At 50.4% G+C, this 17,207-nt stretch carries 20 protein-coding genes and 1 CRISPR repeat array; of the genes, 4 read left to right on the forward strand and 16 right to left on the reverse strand.

Going from position 1 to position 17,207, the window contains the following annotated elements:
• Positions 1-34 precede the first annotated feature (34 nt).
• From nrdR to mutY, 4 genes are all read right to left on the reverse strand, one after another.
• Entirely contained in the window at positions 35-514 is a 480-nt protein-coding gene (nrdR, locus tag C0977_RS01215; protein ID WP_023053106.1) for a transcriptional regulator NrdR, read from the reverse strand.
• 77 nt (positions 515-591) lie between these two features.
• On the reverse strand, positions 592-1,608 hold the full coding sequence (gene ftsZ, locus C0977_RS01220) for a cell division protein FtsZ (protein ID WP_023052987.1): 1,017 nt from the start codon (positions 1,606-1,608) through the stop codon (positions 592-594).
• Between the two features lie 194 nt (positions 1,609-1,802).
• The gene (locus tag C0977_RS01225) at positions 1,803-3,008 is read right to left on the reverse strand and encodes a metallophosphoesterase (protein WP_234987529.1); all 1,206 of its coding nucleotides are present in this window, start codon (positions 3,006-3,008) and stop codon (positions 1,803-1,805) included.
• A 15-nt stretch (positions 3,009-3,023) separates the two neighbouring features.
• Complete coding sequence (gene mutY / locus C0977_RS01230; protein ID WP_101912132.1) at positions 3,024-4,091, reverse strand: A/G-specific adenine glycosylase; 1,068 nt, start codon at positions 4,089-4,091, stop codon at positions 3,024-3,026.
• Positions 4,092-4,224: 133 nt separating this feature from the next.
• Between mutY and C0977_RS01235 the strand changes: the two genes are divergently transcribed.
• Genes C0977_RS01235 through C0977_RS01245 form a run of 3 tightly spaced genes read left to right on the forward strand, consistent with a single transcriptional unit; the run spans position 4,225 to position 5,981 of the window.
• On the forward strand, positions 4,225-5,019 hold the full coding sequence (locus C0977_RS01235; RefSeq protein ID WP_101912133.1) for a DUF4931 domain-containing protein: 795 nt from the start codon (positions 4,225-4,227) through the stop codon (positions 5,017-5,019).
• A gap of 3 nt (positions 5,020-5,022) precedes the next feature.
• Positions 5,023-5,748, forward strand: a complete 726-nt coding sequence (locus C0977_RS01240; protein WP_101912134.1) for a metallophosphoesterase — start codon at positions 5,023-5,025, stop codon at positions 5,746-5,748.
• Between the two features lie 2 nt (positions 5,749-5,750).
• Complete coding sequence (locus C0977_RS01245; protein ID WP_023052933.1) at positions 5,751-5,981, forward strand: hypothetical protein; 231 nt, start codon at positions 5,751-5,753, stop codon at positions 5,979-5,981.
• Between the two features lie 2 nt (positions 5,982-5,983).
• Here C0977_RS01245 and C0977_RS01250 read toward each other — a convergent pair whose 3' ends face one another.
• From C0977_RS01250 to C0977_RS01285, 8 genes are read right to left on the reverse strand one after another with little or no spacing between them, the layout of a single operon-like run.
• Entirely contained in the window at positions 5,984-7,531 is a 1,548-nt protein-coding gene (locus C0977_RS01250) for a sensor histidine kinase (RefSeq protein ID WP_101912135.1), read from the reverse strand.
• A complete protein-coding gene (locus tag C0977_RS01255; protein ID WP_023053002.1) occupies positions 7,528-8,208 on the reverse strand; it encodes a response regulator transcription factor in 681 nt (226 codons plus the stop codon). The genes C0977_RS01250 and C0977_RS01255 overlap by 4 nt, the downstream gene beginning before the upstream one ends.
• A complete protein-coding gene (gene folK, locus C0977_RS01260; protein WP_101912136.1) occupies positions 8,193-8,705 on the reverse strand; it encodes a 2-amino-4-hydroxy-6-hydroxymethyldihydropteridine diphosphokinase in 513 nt (170 codons plus the stop codon). Before folK ends, C0977_RS01255 begins: the two co-directional genes overlap by 16 nt.
• Positions 8,698-9,063 carry a dihydroneopterin aldolase gene (folB, locus tag C0977_RS01265; RefSeq protein ID WP_023053061.1) on the reverse strand — a complete coding sequence of 122 codons (366 nt, stop codon included), beginning with the start codon at positions 9,061-9,063 and terminating at the stop codon, positions 8,698-8,700. The genes folK and folB overlap by 8 nt, the downstream gene beginning before the upstream one ends.
• Before the next feature lie 32 nt (positions 9,064-9,095).
• Entirely contained in the window at positions 9,096-9,935 is an 840-nt protein-coding gene (gene folP, locus C0977_RS01270; RefSeq protein WP_101912137.1) for a dihydropteroate synthase, read from the reverse strand.
• Position 9,936: 1 nt separating this feature from the next.
• Positions 9,937-10,503: a GTP cyclohydrolase I gene (gene folE / locus C0977_RS01275; RefSeq protein ID WP_023052931.1), complete on the reverse strand. Its 567-nt coding sequence runs from the start codon at positions 10,501-10,503 to the stop codon at positions 9,937-9,939.
• Between the two features lie 11 nt (positions 10,504-10,514).
• Positions 10,515-10,916, reverse strand: a complete 402-nt coding sequence (locus C0977_RS01280; protein ID WP_101912138.1) for a DUF3592 domain-containing protein — start codon at positions 10,914-10,916, stop codon at positions 10,515-10,517.
• A 28-nt stretch (positions 10,917-10,944) separates the two neighbouring features.
• Complete coding sequence (locus C0977_RS01285) at positions 10,945-11,457, reverse strand: hypothetical protein (protein WP_023052954.1); 513 nt, start codon at positions 11,455-11,457, stop codon at positions 10,945-10,947.
• Positions 11,458-11,576: 119 nt separating this feature from the next.
• On the opposite strand from C0977_RS01285, the gene C0977_RS01290 reads away from it, so the two are divergent.
• Positions 11,577-12,683: an acyltransferase gene (locus C0977_RS01290; RefSeq protein ID WP_101912139.1), complete on the forward strand. Its 1,107-nt coding sequence runs from the start codon at positions 11,577-11,579 to the stop codon at positions 12,681-12,683.
• Between the two features lie 336 nt (positions 12,684-13,019).
• On the opposite strand, the gene C0977_RS01295 is transcribed toward C0977_RS01290, so the two are convergent.
• The 4 genes from C0977_RS01295 to csy3 form a co-directional block, all read right to left on the reverse strand.
• Positions 13,020-13,730 (reverse strand): peptidoglycan recognition family protein, encoded by a 711-nt coding sequence (locus tag C0977_RS01295; protein ID WP_101912140.1) that lies wholly within the window; start codon positions 13,728-13,730, stop codon positions 13,020-13,022.
• Complete coding sequence (locus C0977_RS01300) at positions 13,727-14,230, reverse strand: low molecular weight protein-tyrosine-phosphatase (protein WP_101912141.1); 504 nt, start codon at positions 14,228-14,230, stop codon at positions 13,727-13,729. Before C0977_RS01300 ends, C0977_RS01295 begins: the two co-directional genes overlap by 4 nt.
• 494 nt (positions 14,231-14,724) lie before the next feature.
• Positions 14,725-15,472: a CRISPR direct-repeat array (repeat unit 28 nt; unit sequence TTTCTAAGCTGCCTATACGGCAGAGAAC).
• A gap of 131 nt (positions 15,473-15,603) precedes the next feature.
• The gene (cas6f, locus tag C0977_RS01305; RefSeq protein WP_101912142.1) at positions 15,604-16,185 is read right to left on the reverse strand and encodes a type I-F CRISPR-associated endoribonuclease Cas6/Csy4; all 582 of its coding nucleotides are present in this window, start codon (positions 16,183-16,185) and stop codon (positions 15,604-15,606) included.
• Positions 16,186-16,190: 5 nt separating this feature from the next.
• Positions 16,191-17,141 carry a type I-F CRISPR-associated protein Csy3 gene (gene csy3, locus C0977_RS01310; RefSeq protein ID WP_234987530.1) on the reverse strand — a complete coding sequence of 317 codons (951 nt, stop codon included), beginning with the start codon at positions 17,139-17,141 and terminating at the stop codon, positions 16,191-16,193.
• Between the last annotated feature and the right edge of the window lie 66 nt (positions 17,142-17,207).

Genomic DNA, 17,207 nt, shown 5'->3' on the forward strand with positions numbered 1-17,207 from the left:
TTATCAATATACCGTTCCGTCTCAACCCTCTCCTTTATGGCAAGTCGGACGGCTTCCCTTCCCTATTGGCCATCAGTCGTTTCAATTCGGCCATGAAGCTGTCCAAATCGGCAAATTGCCGGTATACGGAAGCAAAGCGAATATACGCAACGCTGTCGATGGCTTGCAATTCGTCCAGAATCATTTCTCCGATCTTGACACTGGGAATTTCCTGCTCCAGCGTATTGCGAATATTCCGTTCCACTTTCGCGACGATTTCGTCCAACTGCTGCCGGGTAACGCGGCGCTTGTTGCAGGCCCGCAACAGTCCGTTCAAAATTTTATTGCGGTCGAACAATTCGCGTCTGCCGTCTTTTTTCACGACATACAGCGGCACTTCTTCCACCATTTCATAGGTAGTAAAACGGCGGCCGCAAGAATGGCATTCGCGCCGCCGGCGAATGGCCCTGCCGTCATCAGTAGCTCGAGAATCGGTTACTTTCGTATCAGCATGTTTACAAAACGGGCATCTCATAATTATCCCTTCCCCAAAAGCACTGCCAATATCTCAAAAAAAGCGGGTCCGCCGGGATCCGCTTTTGATCTTGCTGCTTATCTCATCCACGTAGGAATTTCTACGCCGCCCATATCTTTGCTTTCCTTTTTCGTCTGTCCGAAAGCGGGAATATTGGACGGTTCTTTATCGAAGCCTGTCGCTACGACAGTGATGCGAATGGAGTCTTCCATATCCGGATCGATAACGGAACCGAAGATAATGTTGGCGTCGGGAGAAACCGCTTCCGAAACCTTTTCGGCAGCTTCATTAATTTCATAAAGACTGATATCCGGGCCGCCTGTAACGTTGAGAAGAATGCTTTGCGCGCCGTCGATGCTCGTTTCCAGAAGGGCGCTGTGGATAGCCGCTTCAACGGCGTCGATAGCACGGTTTTCGCCGCTGCCGACACCGATACCCATGATCGCTTCGCCTTGATCCTGCATGATCGTCCGCACATCGGCAAAATCCAAGTTGATCAGGCCAGTCGTCGTGATCAGATCGGAGATCCCCTGCACACCTTGCCGCAAAACGTCATCAGCAACCAAAAACGCTTCTTTCAGCGGTGTCTTTTTATCAATGATCTGGAGCAACTTATCGTTCGGAATCGTAATGATCGTATCGACTTTATCCTTTAAATAGGCCGCTCCCTTTTCAGCTTGTTCTTTACGGCGCTTGCCTTCGAATGCGAAGGGCTTCGTAACTACGGCTACGGTAAGCGCGCCCATTTCCTTGGCACATTCCGCAACAATCGGAGCGGCGCCGGTACCGGTACCGCCGCCCATGCCGGCCGTGACAAACACCATATCGGCGCCTTGCAGGGCTTTGATGATCTCTTCCTTGCTTTCCAAAGCGGCCTGTTCTCCTTTGGAAGGATCGGCGCCTGCACCGAGACCGCGCGTCAGCTTTTCACCGATCTGAATTTTTTTATCAGCTTGAGAGACCTCCAGGACCTGATCTTCCGTGTTGACAGAAATAAATTCCACTCCGTCAAGTCCGCTTTCTATCATACGGTTGACGGCATTATTTCCGCCGCCGCCGACACCGATTACCTTTATGTTTGCATTTTCTGCCATGTTATTTCTTCCTCCTTCGAGAGCTCGCGTTACGCTGTGCAGATAAGATTCCCTTTTATTCTACACTAAATTTTTTTATTTGTCGATAAATGATAATAAAAATTAGGACAAATCAACACCGCTTTCAACGCTTCTTTCCCGATCCCGTCAAACACTTTTGACGGCCTCCCGGAAAGGAATTTTCAAAAGTTCCTTCAGCTTCTGTGCAAGGTAAAAACACTGACCTCACGGGAGCAGAGAAAGCGGAACGGCAGCCAATGTCCGGTCCCCCTGTTGACATAGCCCCACGCCGATCCGTTTTTGAACATGCCGCGCAAATACTTAAAACCGACGGCCTGCACCAAGGGAGCAAGCAAAGCAAACTGCCCCCCATGTGTATGACCGCTCAACGTGAGCGGGATATTCTTGGCGAAAGTCTCATCGAAAAAGGCGGGATGGTGCGCCAAAAAAAGAACAAAGGCATTTTGCGGCACATATTGCAGCGCTTTCTCCGTATAGCGCCGCCGTTCGGCAGCAAAGGCCTCCTCTTCCTTGGCAAAGCTGTAGTCACTGCCGCATACGTAAAAGGGGCGGTCGGACTCACGCTGTCCCGGCAGACCCTGCACGCGGAAAGAGGAATTCCGCAGAATACGAACCGGAGTCTTCTCCAGCATAGCCGTAATCTGCGGCAGTCCTCGATAATATTCATGATTGCCGTAACAAAAATCAATGCCGTCGCGAAAATAAGGCGCCAATTCCTGCAAGACGGCCTGACACTGCGGCAGCAGCGACAACTCATCAATCAGATCACCGGTTATTTCGAGGCGCTGCGCGCCGCTGCCGGCAGCGCGCAGAACAGCCTCCCGCAATTGATCTATGCTGAAGAAGGTGCCAATGTGGCAGTCTGATATTTGCGCAATTTTATAGTTTTCCAAGTACGGCGGCAACGAAGGACACGTCACCTCATGGGAAGTCACCTGCAAGCAGAGATGGCCTCCCGCATTCCCAACCAGCGATGTCGTCGCGGCCAGAAGCGGAACGGCAGCGGCGCTATATTGCAGAAATGACCGGCGCGACATTCCTCCTTCGCGCCCGCCTGCAGGCTCTTCGGTATGTTTTCGAAAAAACCGCCGGTAAATAAACGTGCCAAAAGCGAGAACTATCATGACGGGAAAGGCCAGCAGAAAGGCCAACAACCAACTCAGAGAAAGCATGGCTCCGAACCATGACGCCTGCAGCACCGCCATCTGCCGCAAGTCTGCAAACGCCGTAACGTACAGGCCGACTACGGCAACAGCGACAACGGTAATGCCTAAAACGGCGGCAACGACTGCGGCGAAACGGCGACTGCGGCTGACATAACTCCACAGCGCTGCCGTAAACGCGGCCACAAGTGACATGACCGTCAAAAAAACGAGCAAAAAAATACCCTTCATTTATAATACGGCAGTGATCTTGCCATGCGGCCCGGCCCACGGAACTTCCGTGTACGCCGTTACCGGCAACCACTGCCAATCCTCCTTTGCCTGCAAATGACCGTGAACGGCTTTTGCCCGATAAACGTGGAGCCGCCATATTTTATGAGAAAAGACATGTTTCACCGCAGCGATTTCCGCAGCGCCGACAACAACGCTGAGACCGACGGATTGTAGCAATTTCGTAACGGCGCCGATGCCTTCCGCCCCTGCTCCGCCGGCGTTGGGAAATTCCCACATCGATGCCAGCAACCCCTTTTCCGGACGACGGTGGAGAAGCCATTTTCGTTGCCGCGTACAAACAACGACCGTAATATCTTCCGTCGGAATATTCTTTTTCGTCAAACGCAACGGCAATACCGCTTCCTTCCCCGCCGCTCTCGCCAAACAATGAGACGACAGGGGACAACCTTCGCAATGCGGCTGCCTCGGCACACAGACCTGCGCGCCGAAATCCATCAGCGCCTCGTTGAAAGCGCCGGGACAAGCTGCCGGCATGACGTTATCGACTAAGTCGGTAATCTCTTTCTTTACGGCACCGGACAAAATATTCTCTTCAATGTTATACAGCCTGGCGAAGACGCGCAGCACATTGCCGTCGACTGCGGCGACGCGGCGGCCGTAAGCGATACTGGCAATGGCCCCTGCCGTATATGCGCCGACTCCTTTCAGCTTGACCAGTTCCGCCGTGTCTGACGGAACCTTGCCGTCATAGGAGGAGACAACTTCCTGTACGGCTTGGTGCAAATTACGGGCGCGCGAGTAATACCCCAGCCCTTGCCATTGCCGCAACACTTCGTCGGCAGAAGCTGCAGCCAATGTTTCCATATCGGGAAAACGCTCCATCCAACTTTCATAATAAGGCCGCACGGCTTCGACCTTAGTCTGTTGCAGCATGATTTCCGAGACCCACACCTTATACGGATCTCGCCGCGTACCGCCGCGCCACGGCAATTCGCGGCAATGGACGGAAAACCATTGCAAAAGCAACGGCACCCACGTATCGTCTACTCGTTTATCATCGCTCATATCCTTATCCTTTCCGCGCACTGCCGAAAAAAATTCCGCAGTACAGCAAAAGCATATTCATTATAGCATATCATTTCAAAAACACAGGCAGTGTGCTAAAATAAACAGTAGCCTTGATAAAGGAGTATTTCTCATGAGTCATGATCTGTCAAAACATATTATCGAATACAATTTGGATCTGGGCAGGACGAAGCCGGACACCGTACATCGCGACGCTTCATACTGCCCTTTTTGTGATGTCGCCAATCTGAAAAACATCCTCGACAGGCGCGGCCACATGATCTGGCTGGAAAATGCTTATCCTGTCCTCAAAGAAGCATGGCAGACCTTGATCATCGAAACGGATGACTGCGACGCCGATTTTGCAACGTACACGCCGGAATACGCGTTGGCATTACTCGAATTTTCTCTGGAAAAATGGCGGCAAGTAAAGGATATGGGGCGCTTCCGCTCCGTTCTTTTTTACCGCAATCACGGCTATATGTCGGGCGGTACGATACGTCATCCCCACAGTCAGATCGTCGGCCTTGAACAGTATGATTACCATCACGATATCTCGCCGCAACACCTGCACGGACACCCCATTATGACAGCGAAAGAACTGGAAATAAATCTTTCCGATGCACCGCTCATCGGCTTTTATGAAGTCAATCTGATTTTAAAGGACGAAGGAGCGCTACCGTATTTTGTCCGTTCCATGCAGGCAACGGCGCTGTACTTCATCCGCTCCTTCGCCAGTTTCAATGACAGTTACAATATATTCTATTACGACTTTCCCGGAGATGCGTCGCTCTACGTCAAGATTGTTCCCCGCTTTTTGACAAATCCCATGTTTGTCGGCTATAAAGTACCGCAAGTCGCCAACAAAGAGCATGTTGCGCGCTTTATAAAGGATTTCAGACCCCATCTCTCTCAAGGAAAGGATTAATCTATGCGTTTATTTGCAATCGGTGATCTGCACCTGTCAGGCAATCCGCCGAAAAAGCCGATGACCGTCTTCGGCCATCGCTGGGAAAATCACTGGCAGCGAATCTGCACAGACTGGCGCAGCCGCGTTTCCCCTGACGATACGGTCCTGATCGCCGGCGACATATCCTGGGCGATGCGGTTAAAAGACGCCCAAGAGGATTTGGATGAAATCAGAGCGCTGCCCGGTCATAAAGTACTGATCCGCGGCAATCATGATTTCTGGTGGGAAAGCGCCGGTAAGTTGAACCGCCTTGACAGCGGCAACAACATGACTTATCTTTACGGCACCACGATAACCCTCGACAATAATCGCATTGCCGTTTGCGGTACCCACGGCTGGGTCAGTCCGGGAGACATTCATTATGAAGAAGAACGCGACGCGAAACCTTACCGGCGGGAGTTGCTCCGCGTCGAAAGAACGCTGGAAGAAGCCGCCAAACTGGGCTGCGACCATACCCTGCTGCTGCTTCACTATCCGCCAGTGTGCGACCTGACCAAACCCAGCGGCTTTACGGAACTTCTCGCCAAATATAAGGTGCCGCTCTGCGTCTTCGGACATCTCCACGGCATGCAGCCGAACACGATGTTCCCGCGCCGCTATAACGGCACCTTGCTTCAGCTCGTTTCAGCCGACTACCGGGACTGCAAACTGCTGGAAATAACATTTGACGAAAACGGAGGCGCGTAAAAATGAGCCAGATCGCAAAAAAACACCTGCTCGCCGGGATCATTTTCGGCGATCCCGCAGCTGACGAGTACATTTATCTTCCCGGCGGCGAAGTCGGCACCGAACAGCCGCTGTGCATCTATGAACACGACAACAGACAGGAAGATATCGATTTGGAAACGGCAGGATATTTAGTCGGCTATTTATCATTAAAAAAATGCTCCCATCCCGTTTTAGGGAAAAGAGCATTTTAATCTTATTTGCTTTTCATGACGGTGAACCAAAAGGTTACGCCGTCTTTTTCATTTTCTACACCATACTCCGTCCCATGCAGCTTCAGCAACGCCGCGACGATGCCGAGTCCCAAGCCGTGACCGCCGAATATCCGCGCGGCATCGCGGGCCCGCGAGGTGTCGACCTTGTAAAAAGGCTCCCAAATTCGCTGTTGGTACTCGACGGGAATCTGCATGCCGTCATTGTATATTTTTATTTTATATCGGTCTGCAAGCATTTCGGCCGAAATGTCGATCCGCTTCCCGACGGGCACGTAGTCAATGGCATTGGAAAGAAAATTGCTCAGCACCGTGCCCAACCGGCTGGGATCGCCGTTAACCGTCATCTCTGCCGGCAATTCCCAAGAAAGACAAATGCATTTTTCTTCAATGGCACGGCTGAACCGCATTTTTGTTTCTTCCGCCAACGCCGTAAAGTCAAAATCGGTAAAAGATAACTGGAAATTACCCAACTCCAGACGGGACAGGTTAAGCAGGTCCAAGACAAGCTGATTCATCTTTTCCGTTTCCCTGCGGATAATGCCGCAGTAGCGAATCCGCCCTTCCTCGTCATTGACCAGACTCTCCAGCCCTTCGGCATACCCTTGGATAATAGCCAGCGGCGTTTTCAGTTCATGCGACACGGCCGAAACGAAGGCCTTCCGCATATGCTCCAATTCCTGCGCCTTGTTCAACTGATCCTGCAACTGATCATTAGACGCCTGTAAATCCGTCAATGCCGTATTCAGCTGATCGGAAAGGTCATTCAAGCTCTGACCGAGCTGGCCGATTTCATCGGTCCGTGTGCTCCGCCACTTCCTGGAAAAATCAAGGCCGGCCATACGCACGGCCAAACTTTTCAGCTCGAGCAGCGACTTCGTCAATATCCGCGAAAAGATGAACGCGCCGACAATCGCCGCCAGGAGCCAGATAAGACCGAAAATAAAGACGAATTTCTGAACGATATCGATATTTTTCTGCATCGGCGCCGCCGGCTGACTGAGGATCAGAAAAGTATGATCGCCAATACGGCTGAAAAGATCGAAAAAACGTACGCCGTTGCTGTCCTTCGGTTGGTGGGACTGAACTTCATCCAACTCATTTTCAAGCGGTTCCGCCCCGTTCAGAATAGCCATCAGTTCTCTAATATGGCGCGGCACTTCCCGCCTGACGGTCGTCGTATCGGCAGTATCCGGCGACGCGACAATGACATTTGTATCCTGCGTTCTGGGAATAATGACCTGTCGGTCTGGCCGTGACGAATACGTAAGCTTGCCGTGATCGACAATAAAGACGTCGGCCCCGGCAGACTGGCTAATACGGTCGATCTGTTCCTGCCGTTCCGGCCCGTTTTCCTCATAAATAGCGGCGATTTGGTCGCGCGCCGAAAACATATTGGTTTTCTGCACCTCGTAATAAAAGGGTTCAAACCCCAATCCGACGGCGACCATCAAGACGATCAGGCTGAGCAGGGTAAATCCGGTCAGGTCCAGGCTTACGCGCGTGCGCAGCGGTATCTTATTCAGTATCATTTGGAGCCGTACCGATAGCCGTAGCCACGAACGGTCTGGACAAAAGCCCCTTTATCGCCCAGTTTGACGCGCAACCTGTTAATATGCGTGTCCACAGTACGCAGATCACCGTAGTACTCATAATTCCAGACCTGATTCAATATTTGCCGTCTGCTCAGCGCCTTGCCGGCATTGGTCATCAGATAATTGAGCAGCTTATATTCCGTCGGACTGAGATCAATACTTTTACCATCGATCAGCACTTGATGGGCGTCACGGTCGATAGAAAGACCTTCCACATCGTTCACGCCGCCTTCTCTGACTGTTTCTTCTTCGGGCTGTGCGCGCCGCAAAAGAACCTTGATCTTAGCGACCAGGATCTTCGGACTGAAAGGCTTCGTAATATATTCGTCAACGCCCAGATCATAGGCGAAAAGCTGATCTATTTCCTCCCCTTTAGCCGTAAACATCATGATCGGCACCGTAGAAGAGCGGCGAATCTCTCTGCACACGGTCCAACCGTCATACCCCGGCATCATGACATCGAGCAGAATCAAATCCGGATGATGATCATTAAATTTTTCCAACGCGTCTTTCCCGTCGACAGCTTGAATTACCTCATAGCCCTCCGGCTTTAGAAAATCGGCAACCAATTGCCGCATCAATTCTTCATCATCTGCAATCAATATTTTTTCCATGATAATCTCCCCTCTTCAGGTTCTTTTATTTTTTTTATTTTTTCCGCATCGGGCAGCAGAGAAAGCCATTCGCTTGCCCGTTTCCCCTTGATCGGAAGCTGAGGCGACAATTCACAAAGCGGCACCAGTACGAAGGCCCGTTCCGTCAAATAGGGATGAGGAATCTGCAACTCCGCCGTATGCACGTCCCGGCGATGCCAGAGAATATCCAGGTCGATTGTCCTGGCTCCCCATTTCTCCCTACGCACCCTTCCCAATTTCGCTTCAACGGCCAAACATAAATGCAGCATCCGTTCCGGCGGCAACTGCGTCTCGACGGCAACGACAGCGTTATAGAAAACAGGCTGATCCGTCTTGCCCCACGGCGGCGTCTCATACAGGGACGAAAGAGCCGAAACCGTAAGGCCCGGAATTTTCCGGAGCTCCCGAATGGCCGCGGCAAGCAAACTTTCTCGATCTCCCAAGTTGGCGCCGAGACCGATATAATAATCAGCCATTTCGCCTTCTCTCCACCGTTACCGATGCATCGCTGAAAACGGCAGGAAGCGGTGCGCCCGGTTTATGTACGGTCACAATAACACTGTCAAGCAGCGGAAAGGCCGCTAAAAGACGGGCGGCGATTTTTTCCGCAACGCCCTCAATCAGACGACACGGCGCTTCCGTCACAGCGGTGCTGATCAAAGACGTGACAGCCCCATAATCAACGGTATCGTCCAGTCTGTCACTCTCGCCGGCAGCATGCAGATCGAGCGCGAGGCTGACGTCAACCAAAAACGTTTGTCCCCGCTCCGTCTCTTCGGGAAGACAACCGTGATAAGCGAAAAAGGACAAACCGGAAATGGTAATTTTATCCATTTCATATCCTCCTGATACGGTTAATGATGTAATCAATCGGCAAGCAGCGCATCTGTCATGCGGCAAATCCGCACGATCTCCTTGACATCGTGCACCCGCATGACGGAAGCTCCCGCCACGATCCCCAGGACCGTCACGGCCGCTGTGCCTTCCATTCGTTCCGTTACCGGCAAATCCAACACCTTGCCAATAAAACCCTTACGGGAAACACCCAGAAGCAGCGGATACGGCAACTCCGTCAGTCGGCCCAAATGCCTGATAACTTCCATGTTCTGCGAAAAATCTTTGCCGAAGCCTATGCCGGGGTCAATAATGATATTCTTTTCAGCAACGCCGGCTGCAGCGGCAATTGATGCCGCCGCAGTAAAAAACGCTTTCATTTCTTCAAAAATATTGCCATACGCCGTGCCGTTCTGATTATGCATAACGATAACCGGCACTTGGTGTTTTGCGGCAACGGCCGCCATCCGTCCCGGCTCTGACGCATACTGCAGTCCCCAGATATCATTCATGATATGAGCGCCGGCCGTCATGGCGTAGTCCGCCGTCGCCGCCTTATACGTATCGACGGAAACGGGAACGGGACATTGAGCCACTAAGGCAGGCAGGATTTTTTCCAACCGCTCAATTTCTTCTTCTGCCGAAATCATCGTATAGCCGGGGCGCGTCGACTCGGCGCCGATGTCGATAATGTCGGCCCCGGCGGCGACCATTTCCTCCATGTGACGCAGCGCCTTGTCCCGCTCGGCCCAGGAACCGCCGTCAGAAAACGAATCAGGCGTAATGTTCAAAATCCCCATGACCAACGTCTTTCTGCCGACAATCAGAGACTTACCGTCTCGCCATGTATACTTGCGAATTTGTCTTATCATATCATTCTTCCTCTTTCAACAGTGACCAAGCCTGATCATATAATTTTGTTCCTTCACACAACATGCCGTCGGCAGCCGTCGTCACGATTTCCGTATCGGCAGCAGCCCGATTGCGCATAGTCAGACAAAGATGCTTCGCCTTGACGATAACCAGCGTCCCCGCCGTATCGACACCGGTCGAAACGGCTCGGCAAATTTCCTCCGTCAGCCGTTCCTGCAGCTGCGGGCGCCGCGCCAGAATATCGACGGCGTCGGCAAAATGACCGAAACCGGCAATCTTCCCGTTTCGAGGAAAATAGGCGATCTGAACGGTACCGAAAAAAGGCAGAATATGATGCTCGCAAATGGAGTGAAAACGAATATTCCGAACGGCAATAAGCCCCTTGCTTTCGGTCCGAATCAAATCACCCCAGACAGCAGCAGGATCTTCTGTCAGACCGGAAAAGAAATGACTGTACGCTTCTGCCACCCGCTCCGGCGTTTTTTCCATCTGCAGCACCGCCAGATCAAGTCCCAAAGCCCGCAAAAAGCGGCCGGCAGCGGCAATTGCTTCTTCATTTCGTGCCATCAGGCGCCTCCTTAAAAACTCACGTAATACGTTCCGATAAAAATCAATCCGCCAATGAGAATACAAGCGGTACTGATATATTGATACCGTATTTCCCGGGAGTTATATAAATACACATCGTTCGGATTGTCGGGATTATAGCGGAAGTCAGTAACATAGCCTGCTTCAAACTCCCATTCATTATCTCCGAAAGTGGATTGCGACCGGTATGTCTTCCCATCGACAGTAAATTCGATGACAGGAAAATACAACGTATTACTGCGCATTTTCTTTTCCACAAAACCGAGCACCTTACCTGTGCCGTATGCGGTGCAATGCCGGCTGAGCGAACGCAGTTTCCACCCGTGGAAAGCGCCTAAAAGAAGTAAAAAGACCCCAATCGCACCGGGAACGTAGTACAAAATATCTGGCAAGATGATGTCCTCCTAACAAAATGAATGATCAACAGCCGCAGCCTGTGCGCCGCTGCAAAAACCACGCTAAGGTAATGCCGGCGATTCCCGTAACCAGCTGCGGCCAGCTCATGGCAAAAAAGATCGCTTGTCGTACCGTTTCGGGAAAAGAGACACAAGAAAAGAGCAGAAAGAAAGCGCCGCAAAGGACGAGCATTTTTATAAAGGCAGATACATACAATATCTTAAGGCCGCTATTTTTAAGTAGAGCAACAGCAAAGACAAAAGCGCAATTACCGCATGCAACGGGAAAGATGAAGGGAAAAAAAGGCAGCATCCCTTCAACCCAGGCAAAAACAGGCGTTATACAAGCCGTCATATAGCCGGCTGCGGCATTGATACGCAAGACGGCGACAACCAGACAAGCATTGACCAGCGAACCGATAAGAAACAGGCTGACTGCAGCCGGTAAGGGCAGGAACAGACGCAGCCCTTGTAAAACGACAGTCAGGGCCAAAAGTAACGCTGTTTCCGTGATACTTTTGATTTTATCGTTGTCCAAATCGACACTTCCCTATAACAATCATGAAAATCTGATATAATGAGGTATATCATTTTTATGTGACAACTATTTAACAAAAAATTCTTATATTGTTTTATTGTATTCCATTGAGGTGCTTCATGTCAAAACGATTTATTTCTTCCATCAACTATATGCGCGGCATCTGCATGCTCGGCGTCATCGCCATCCATGTCGGCTCCGTCGCCTTGCTCAATCCGACACCCAACTTGGCCCTCGTCGGTGTTTTGGAGATCTTATCGCGCTTTTCCGTGCCGGCATTTTTCTTTCTTTCCGCCTTCGGCATGTTTTACAGCCAACCTCTGCATGAGCCGTTCCATTATATGGCTTATCTCCGGCGGCGCCTCCGCACCGTCTTCGTGCCGTACGTGACATGGTCCCTGTTTTACTTGGCCTTCACTGCCGTTCTCAGCCATAATTGGCAAGCCTTTGCCGTGGCCAATCTGACGAAGACCTTTTTCTACGGTTTGGCGATGTACCACATCTACTTTCTCGTCATCCTTCTCTGGTTCTATCTGCTCATGCCGCTTTGGCGCCGGCTGCTGCACCTCATGGAACACGGGGCACTGCTTTCATTCATCATTCTCTTTGCAGCCAATGTTCTATTCAATTTCTATTCCAGTTATATCTGGACCTTGAACACAGATAACCCGTTTTTACAAGACGCCTTTACTTATCGTCTGAATTACATGGTTTTTCACTATCTCTTCATCTTCATGTTCGGCGCCTATACGGCAGAGCATTTCGAAGTCGTAACGGCTTGGCTCAGCCGGCACAGCAAGCTCGTCATCGCCTTCCAACTGATCGCCTCGGCAGCGATGCTGGCAGCCTACTGCGGCGTCATGACCGTTCTCGGCTACGATGCGTTGTCCGCCGTATTCACAGTCCATCAGCTCAGTCCCTGCGGCATGATTTATACCGTATCGACACTGCTTTTTCTCCTCTGGCTCTGGGAGTGCCGCCCCGTCTCCCCGGCGACACATCGGATTTTCTCGCTTCTCGGTAATTACTCTTACCCGATCTACTTGGTTCATCCCGTTTTTCTCAGTATCTGCACCGGTTTTGCCGCCCGTTACGGTATTACCTTGCGGGCCATATATATTATCATCATCTATTGTCTCGTAACGGCAGCGGCATCTCTCTGGTCAGTTGCCATCTCACGGCTGTCCCTGCCCCGCTGGCTTTCCATTTGCCTGCAAGGGAAATAACAAAACAAAAAAGCCCGTTCCTCTCGCTGACGCCGACACACGGCGACGGGAAGAACGGGCTTTTTTACGTTAACAAATACCGGCAAGTCGATTTTCGGACATACCTGCTCCGGCGATATGCAACGCGCCAGGTAGCCGCATCGCCGAAGAAGCCGCCTTGTTTGCCTATACAAATTGTTTAATCGCCCTTTACAGCGGCAGACCACAAATGAACGTTCTCCTTCATCCGACATGACGGCCCTCGCTTGCAAAGCAAGAAAAGCAAAGACCGATAACAGGATACCTTATATAAATCCGCAATCGCCATCAACTGCACCCAAAGCAAGTCTCGGCGTATCACACTCGCTGCATACGCCGCAGTTCCTTCGCCGCCGCAGTTCTGATCTGTCCGAGGAGCGGATAAAGATGCGCACCGGGACAATCGGTCTCATTCTTGTCGCGGTGGCCGACAACGGTTTCTTCATTTACGGCAAGGCCATATATGTTGCAAACAGCCGCCACCAAGCGAACAAGCGATTTAAGCTGTCCCTTTGTCGGATACTCTTTGTCGAAATTGCCTGCCACGTTAATGCCGACAGAAGTGTAGTTGTTTCCGTACGAATGCGCGCCGACCGTAGCCAACGGGCGTCCCCGTTCAATAGTACCGTCTTTACGGATCACGTAATGATAACCGATCCCGGCCCAGCCGTTCTGCAAATGCGCCTTGTGAATAGCCGCGGCAGACGTATCCCCGTCCGGAATACCGACGTGATGGATGATGATATTTTTCGTCTGTAAACGCACCGATAAGGGCTCAACAAAAGTAAGATTCGTTTCTTTGACGCCGATTCCCTCATTAGGCGCCGCGTCCCGTTCAGGCCGGTAAACCGGCAAATGATCGTACGAATCGGAGCGGCCATCATCATATTCTCTTAACAGTCGCTGAACACGCGTCCGTATATCTGCACTTTTCATTGCGTCTCCCGTATCGGCGGCAGTTGCCGGTACGACCATGCCGAAAAAAAGCGCCGCTGCAATCACTGCGCTTGAAATCTTTACTCCCATCATATCCCCATCCCCCTATCCATGAGCGGCCCCGATCCATATATGCGCCCCTTTTGCGCCGCCAAAATCGTCTCCAGCAACGCCGCGCATCCTGTCGAAACATCTTGCCACGTCGCTTCGAAATCGCCGGTATACCAAGGATCGGCCACTTCATCGTTCCTGCCGGCGTAGGACAACAACAGACGCACCTTTTCACTGCGCCCCAATAAAGTACACATGTGATGATAGTTGGCACGGTCCATGGCAATCAAATAATCATACCGGTCATAATCATCGCAGCACAACTGTCGCGCCCGCTTGCCGTCGCATGCAATACCATGTTCGGCCAACTTTCGCTTAGCCGGCGGATAAACGCCGTTACCAATCTCCTCCGCACTTGTCGCTGCCGACTCAATCAGGAAGAAATCTCGAAGACCTGCCTTTTTAACAATATCCTTCATCACGAACTCCGCCATCGGACTGCGGCATATATTGCCGTGACAAACAAACAATATTTTAATCAATTCCCTTCCTCCTCCAATGTACGTGAAATATTTTTCCATTGCCGATCACGTAATGGTAACACAGCCCGCTTCGTCCGAATCTGACCGACTATCGGTTAACAACATCCGCAAACAGCGAAAGCGTAACAGAACCAAGTACCTGCCGCACGCAGCAAGTACTTGGTTCTGTTAAATATAATCGACTGACAACATATTCATGCCGCCGTACTGACCTTACCACGTAAACCGTTAATCCTCCTCTTTCCGATTCATTTCGACAAACCAACAACTTCCCCTGACATTCACGGCAATGAACCACGGGACGTAACAATTCGGCCGACCCATGATCATGCGCAAGCTGCCTATGCGGCAGATTACAAAATCATTAAATAGCTTAATTTCTAAGCTGCCTGTACGGCAGTAAATGAAGCTTTTTTTATTATATCACAAAACATGTTGCCAAGTCTGCCATCTACATATCGATAAATGAAGAAACCTGCAACTGTAAGCTATCCCCCCTAAGCTGCCTACGCGGCAGAGAACAAAGAAGACGGAGCGCCGTCTCTGATTTTGTTTTTCTAAGCTGCCTATACGGCAGAGAACAAGAACGACGTGCCATGCTCGTCGATATGTTTTTTCTAAGCTGCCTATACGGCAGAGAACGTACATGTCGCTATGATTAGTCGCGGCATGCATTTCTAAGCTGCCTATACGGCAGAGAACTCGTGACCCGGGCCGGTATGGAGAGGGTGTAATTTCTAAGCTGCCTATACGGCAGAGAACATCATCATCACACAGGCTATAATGATGATTAATTTCTAAGCTGCCTATACGGCAGAGAACACAGTGCCGCTCAAATCTGTGCTGGCACTACCTTTCTAAGCTGCCTATACGGCAGAGAACGGCGAGGACGCCTACAGCGGCTTACTCGCTTTTTTCTAAGCTGCCTATACGGCAGAGAACAGTTATGAGAGGCGGTAAGTGGCGGATCATGTTTTCTAAGCTGCCTATACGGCAGAGAACGTAAAAGAGTATCTGCGGCTCGATGACGATTTTTTCTAAGCTGCCTACGCGGCAGAGAACGTGCATCGGGGACGTGGCCGATCAGTATTACCTTTCTAAGCTGCCTACGCGGCAGAGAACACCTTGAACAGCAACGTTTTGGTGAACGAAGCTTTCTAAGCTGCCTACGCGGCAGAGAACCACGTTGCTCTTCCGGGATTGGGTGGATATATTTTCTAAGCTGCCTACGCGGCAGAGAACCTGTAAGAAAAACGTCGCTAGTTGCCGTAATTCGCCATGTGAGCAGGAACATTCTCTTGTACCCCAAAATGGATACACAGTCCCCTATATGGCTATTTTTCTACATTCCCGGCAACACGCTAAAATTTTGGTCAAAACTCGGGAAGCGAAGATTGCGTATCTAATCCATATGACCCAAACCCTTTGCTCACAAGTTCACTACAGTCATCTTTTGCAATAAAGAGGCGAAATCGACTTTTATTGGTTGCGCTCTCCAATCTTATATAAGGATAGGCAACGTCTTCAACGGTTTCAGGAAATATATGGACGGCTTCTTCATAAGAAATCTGATGGCGACTCATAAAACGTCTCGCTTTATTTTCTTTTGTCCTTTCTTCATGATACCGGCGATATATGGCGTACTTTTTTATTTTTTCAGGAACCTGCCGTATTTTGGTAATATGGACATAGTCTTCGTAATGTATCAATACATGCCTTATATGCAAATTCGCTAATTCCTTCTCCGTCGCTGCAAAAACACGAACCTTGTTTCCTAATGTCTCACCTTTTTCGATTTTCTTATATTCCGGAAAAGATACGCCGATAGTCCCCTTATCTTTCCCTCTCATTTGTTCGGCAAACGCAATATGCAATTGTTGATAGATTTTAGACCATATGAAATTTGTCGCTATCTCCGGAGTCGGCAATATGGTCACTTCTTGATAATACTTCACCTATATCACTCCCTGCTGCTCTGTCCAAATACGCCGCCGCGCACCAAAACGGCCATTACATAGTGTTCCTGTTCTACATCATCCAGCTGTTTTCCTAAAGCGAATTTATCAAACAACGAATAAAAGTCCGCTTTTTCTTTAGCTACACGGAACGCCTGCCCCAAGTTGGTGACAACGCCATACGGTTCGACAGCGATAGGGCCAACGCCTGCCTCCGTGCCAAACGCCGGATACCACGTATCTATTGTCCGAATAGCATTGCCCAACTTCTGAGAATGCATGGCCGCACTCCCTTGCACTTGATATAATACTTTACTTTTTTCTCCCCTCCCTTTGTCCAAGACCAATTCTTCACTGGGATATACTTCCTGCCCGATACCCAATAATGCATACGCATCTACGCGAATAAATACATGCGGCCGCTTCCCGCTTAATGCGGCAGCTATTTTTTCTGCCAATTCATCAATCCGACTATTCCCTTCAAAATTTTTCAAGGAATAGTCATACCCATTGAAGATCCATTCCATGCCGTCTGCCGTCACATGCACTTCGATTTGTTCAGCGCCCATTCGATTTCTCCAAAGAAATCTTGCATTCGCAATATTGATTGCATACCGACGCGCCAATTCGGTGAACCCATTTTTTTGAATATACGCTTCTGCCGCATGCTTGTATTTCCGACCAAATTCCTCATGATTGCAGGCTGAAGGGGTTTCTACTCCGCTTAAAACCTTAAGCGTATATGAAAGTTTCAACGTGTCCTGCTTCATGTCCAACGCACAGGCATCAACCCGTTGTAAGTTTGCTTTCTCCACTTCTGCATTCAGTTTTGCCGGATCGTTCTGTACCGCCGGCTTCAGTCGATTGGATATCGTCCCGCGCACCGATTTCGTAACGACGGATAAGGGCTTTATTTCGCTTTCATCAAAACGGTTTTCCCAAGTCGTACCATACATATATCCATCAGACAGGACCAGTTTTTTTCATACGATAATACGGATGCGATTTCCAAGTTTTTTGTC

This window comes from Megasphaera vaginalis (ex Bordigoni et al. 2020) (assembly GCF_900240295.1).
In the GTDB taxonomy this organism is placed as follows: Bacteria; Bacillota; Negativicutes; order Veillonellales; family Megasphaeraceae; genus Megasphaera; species Megasphaera vaginalis.